The organism is Dyella sp. (assembly GCF_035277725.1).
GTDB lineage: Bacteria > Pseudomonadota > Gammaproteobacteria > Xanthomonadales > Rhodanobacteraceae > Dyella_B.
Genome location: NZ_DATEJY010000100.1, coordinates 1 through 3,207, shown reverse-complemented (window position 1 = coordinate 3,207; position 3,207 = coordinate 1). Strand labels below are relative to the sequence as shown.

The window sequence follows — 3,207 nt, the reverse complement described above, 5'->3', positions numbered from 1 at the left end:
GAGCCTGGCCTCCAGCCGGCGCACCGCCGTGCTGAGGCCGGAGGCGGAGACGCCGCTCACCCGGGCCGCATCGCGGAAGCCGCCCCCGCGCACCACGGCAACGAAGGCCATCAGGTCATTGATCTCGGCCATTGTTCAATTCCTCGCACAACCCGTGCACATTGAACCCGATTATCGGACAGGCGGTGCTTCCCCATAGTGATGGGCAACCTTCACCCCCTGCGGAGATCGCCATGTCCATCCCCTTTGCTTCCACCTATGCCTTCGCCGGCCGCCACGTGAACCGGATGGGCTACGGCGCGATGCAGCTGGCCGGCCCTGGCGTCTTCGGACCGCCGAAAGACCGCGCGGCCTGCATCGCCGTGCTGCGCGAAGCCGTGGCCGCCGGCGTCGACCACATCGACACCAGCGACTTCTACGGCCCGCACGTCACCAACCAGATCATCCGCGAAGCGCTGCATCCTTATCCGCAGGATTTGCTGATCGTGACCAAGGTGGGCGCAGTGCGCGGCGACGATGCTTCCTGGCTGCCTGCGCAAGGGGCGGAAGACATCAAGCGCGGCGTGCATGACAACCTGCGTAACCTTGGATTGGATGCGCTGGATGTCGTCAACATGCGCATCATGGGCAATGTGCATGCGCCCAGCGAAGGCTCGATTGCCAAACAGGTCGAAGCGCTGGCCGCACTTCAGCAGCAGGGATTGGTTCGCCATATCGGCTTGAGCAATGTCACGGCCGCGCAGATTCGCGAAGCACAAGGCATCGCCAAGATTGTGTGCGTGCAGAACCACTACAACCTGGTGCAGCGGTCAGACGATGCGCTGGTCGACGAGTTGGCCGCACAGGGCATTGCGTACGTACCGTTCTTCCCGCTCGGCGGCTTTACGCCGATCCAGTCATCCGGGCTTTCCAAGCTGGCGGCGGAACTGAAGGCCACGCCCATGCAGGTTGCGCTTGCCTGGTTGCTGCAGCGCTCGCCCAACATCCTGCTGATACCTGGTACGTCGTCACTGCAGCACTTGCGCGAAAATCTGCAAGCTGCGGCATTGCAGCTGCCGGAACATGTTCTGGCGGAACTTGATGCCATTCGCCAGCAAGGCGAGCACTGATCGCAAGGTGCGTAACGAAAGCTGGGATTGCCATCCCAGCCTACGCGGCGGACGTTCGAAGGCGTACCATCCATACGGTTTGCCACCGCCACCGGGGATCGCCATGTCAAGAAGAACCGCCTCCTGCTATTGCGGGCAGTTGAGCATCGAAGTGCAAGGAGAAACATTAGGCGCAGGCGTTTGCCACTGCCTGGCTTGCCAACAGCGCACCGGCAGTGTCTTTGCCGCGCTTGCGGCTTTTGCGGCGCCTTTCACGGTCACCGGCCGTGCCACCGACTTCGTGCGCACGGGTGATCAAGGCGCGAAGTTCCGTTTTCGCTTCTGTCCGGTTTGCGGAAGCAACGTATTTCATACCGAAGAAGGCAACGATCAATACGTGATGGTGGCGGTCGGTGCGTTTGCCGATCCTCATTTCCCGCCGCCGCAGGACTCGGTGTATGAGTGCCGGCGGCATGCGTGGGTGCAGTTGCCGGATAGTGTGGCTCGGTATGAGAAGGATCCGGTTTGAGCGCGATGTTCGAGGCGCGCACTTCATGCCAGTCGTAATGCGTTCCCTCCCCTGCGATCGCAGGGGAGGGAACCGTCTCTTGCCGCCATCACTATCCGCGCACATGTCACCGGGATGACGAGCGATCTTGCGAGATGTCACGCGCCATGCAAGATTTGCAGCTCAAACCTTGGAGCCAGCAATGGATCTTGCCCTGTTCGATTTCGACGGAACGATCACTTACAAGGAAACCATGCCGCATTTCATGCGCCTGGCAGTTCGCCCACATCGCAAGTGGCTGGGAAGCGTGCTGCTCATGCCGTTTTTGTTCGGCTACAAGGCGCGCATCGTTTCCGGCACCGTGGTGCGCGCGCTGATCTGCCGCCTGGGCTTCTGGCGCATTCCCACGCATGAACTGGAAGCGCACGGCAAGCATTTCGCCCAGCACGTCCTGCCCGCCACGCTGCGTGCGGAAGCGATGAAACGCATCGCCTGGCACAAGCAGCGCGGCGATACCGTCGTTGTCGTTTCGGGCGGCCTGGATTTATACCTGAGCCATTGGTGCCAACAGCACGACATCGAGTTGCTGTGCTCCGCGCTCGAGCAACGCAACGGGCACTTCACCGGCCGCTACCTTGGCCGCCAATGCGTGCGCGATGAAAAGGCGCGCCTGGTGCGAGAGCGTTATCCGCTTTCCAAATTCTCGCGTGTGTTCGCATATGGCGACACGCCCGAGGATCATGAGTTGTTGGCGTTGGCGCATGAGCCTTATTACCGGTGGCAGCCATTATCGACGCGGGTGGCAAGCGCCTAAGAGAGAGCGTGAGTATGGATAGTCGGTTAGCGACTTCGCTAGGGATGCTCTGATCTATTCCACGTACCCGTCACCGCACTGTATGCGCGCCTCGGTTTGCCGCGACGTCGAAGGCATACTGGTTGTATGTCTAGACGGCGTGGCGAAGCGAGGCGCGCATACAGTGCGGCCCCAACGTTTTAAATTTGATGATGGGGTGACGTCCAGAAGGCCCGCAGGCCGTGCCGCGTGGCTTGCCAAGACAGCCAGTCTTCCCTGCGCCACGCAGCACGGCCTGCGGGCCTTCTGGACGTCATGCCGGGCACGTGGAATAGATCAGAGCATCCCTAGGTTTTCATAACCCCGCATATATGGGGATTGAGCGGGAGCGGCGCTGGTTATGTCAAGCGGTTCCCCAGGGGCTTGATCTCCAATCCGTTCGGATTGCGGATCTCTACGTAACGGGTGCCCGCCTTCGGCTCAGAGCGGCAAGGCCGTTGTTAGACGGCCCGGCGATTTTTCGCCTGACGCGGAAAGCCGATGTCGATTCGCACACGCGGTTGATTACCTCCATCTACTTGTCGGAAGAGGAGTTTCAGCTGCTTTCCAGCGCACTTTCCGGCCAATGGATTCGCAAGCTCAGGCACCGGTTGCCAGAGATGCCTGATGTCTGCATGGCCATCGATGAGTTTCAGGACGAACTCGCCGGGCTTTTCTTGGTCGAGGCAGAGTTCAAATCATCGGAATCGATGGCGTCGTTTGTCGCGCCGGATTTTGCCGGGCCGGAGGTCACCGATGACGTTCGCTTCACCGGTGGT

The 3,207-nt window shown here is 60.9% G+C and carries 5 protein-coding genes; 4 read left to right on the top strand and 1 reads right to left on the bottom strand.

The annotated features are described in order from the left end of the window. Positions 1 to 111 (bottom strand): helix-turn-helix domain-containing protein (locus tag VJR68_RS09000; protein ID WP_414647758.1); only part of this gene is annotated, 111 nt, incomplete at its 3' end. Positions 112 to 233: 122 nt separating this feature from the next. On the opposite strand from VJR68_RS09000, the gene VJR68_RS08995 reads away from it, so the two are divergent. The 4 genes from VJR68_RS08995 to VJR68_RS08980 form a co-directional block, all read left to right on the top strand. Next, positions 234 to 1,109 (top strand): aldo/keto reductase family oxidoreductase, encoded by an 876-nt coding sequence (locus tag VJR68_RS08995; RefSeq protein WP_324147339.1) that lies wholly within the window; start codon positions 234 to 236, stop codon positions 1,107 to 1,109. A 103-nt stretch (positions 1,110 to 1,212) separates the two neighbouring features. Next, positions 1,213 to 1,617, top strand: coding sequence for a GFA family protein (locus tag VJR68_RS08990; protein WP_324147338.1), 405 nt, complete (start codon positions 1,213 to 1,215; stop codon positions 1,615 to 1,617). Between the two features lie 181 nt (positions 1,618 to 1,798). Continuing rightward, a complete protein-coding gene (locus tag VJR68_RS08985; protein ID WP_324147337.1) occupies positions 1,799 to 2,410 on the top strand; it encodes an HAD family hydrolase in 612 nt (203 codons plus the stop codon). Positions 2,411 to 2,886: 476 nt separating this feature from the next. Beyond that, positions 2,887 to 3,207, top strand: a 321-nt coding sequence (locus VJR68_RS08980) for a hypothetical protein (protein WP_414647757.1), incomplete at its 3' end; no start/stop codon positions are given.

What these genes read in the sequence shown, in the direction of transcription:
- VJR68_RS08995 (WP_324147339.1), top strand. Translation starts at nt 234, where the DNA reads ATGTCCATCCCCTTTGCTTCCACCTATGCCTTCGCCGGCCGCCACGTG.
- VJR68_RS08990 (WP_324147338.1), top strand. Translation starts at nt 1,213, where the DNA reads ATGTCAAGAAGAACCGCCTCCTGCTATTGCGGGCAGTTGAGCATCGAA.
- VJR68_RS08985 (WP_324147337.1), top strand. Translation starts at nt 1,799, where the DNA reads ATGGATCTTGCCCTGTTCGATTTCGACGGAACGATCACTTACAAGGAA.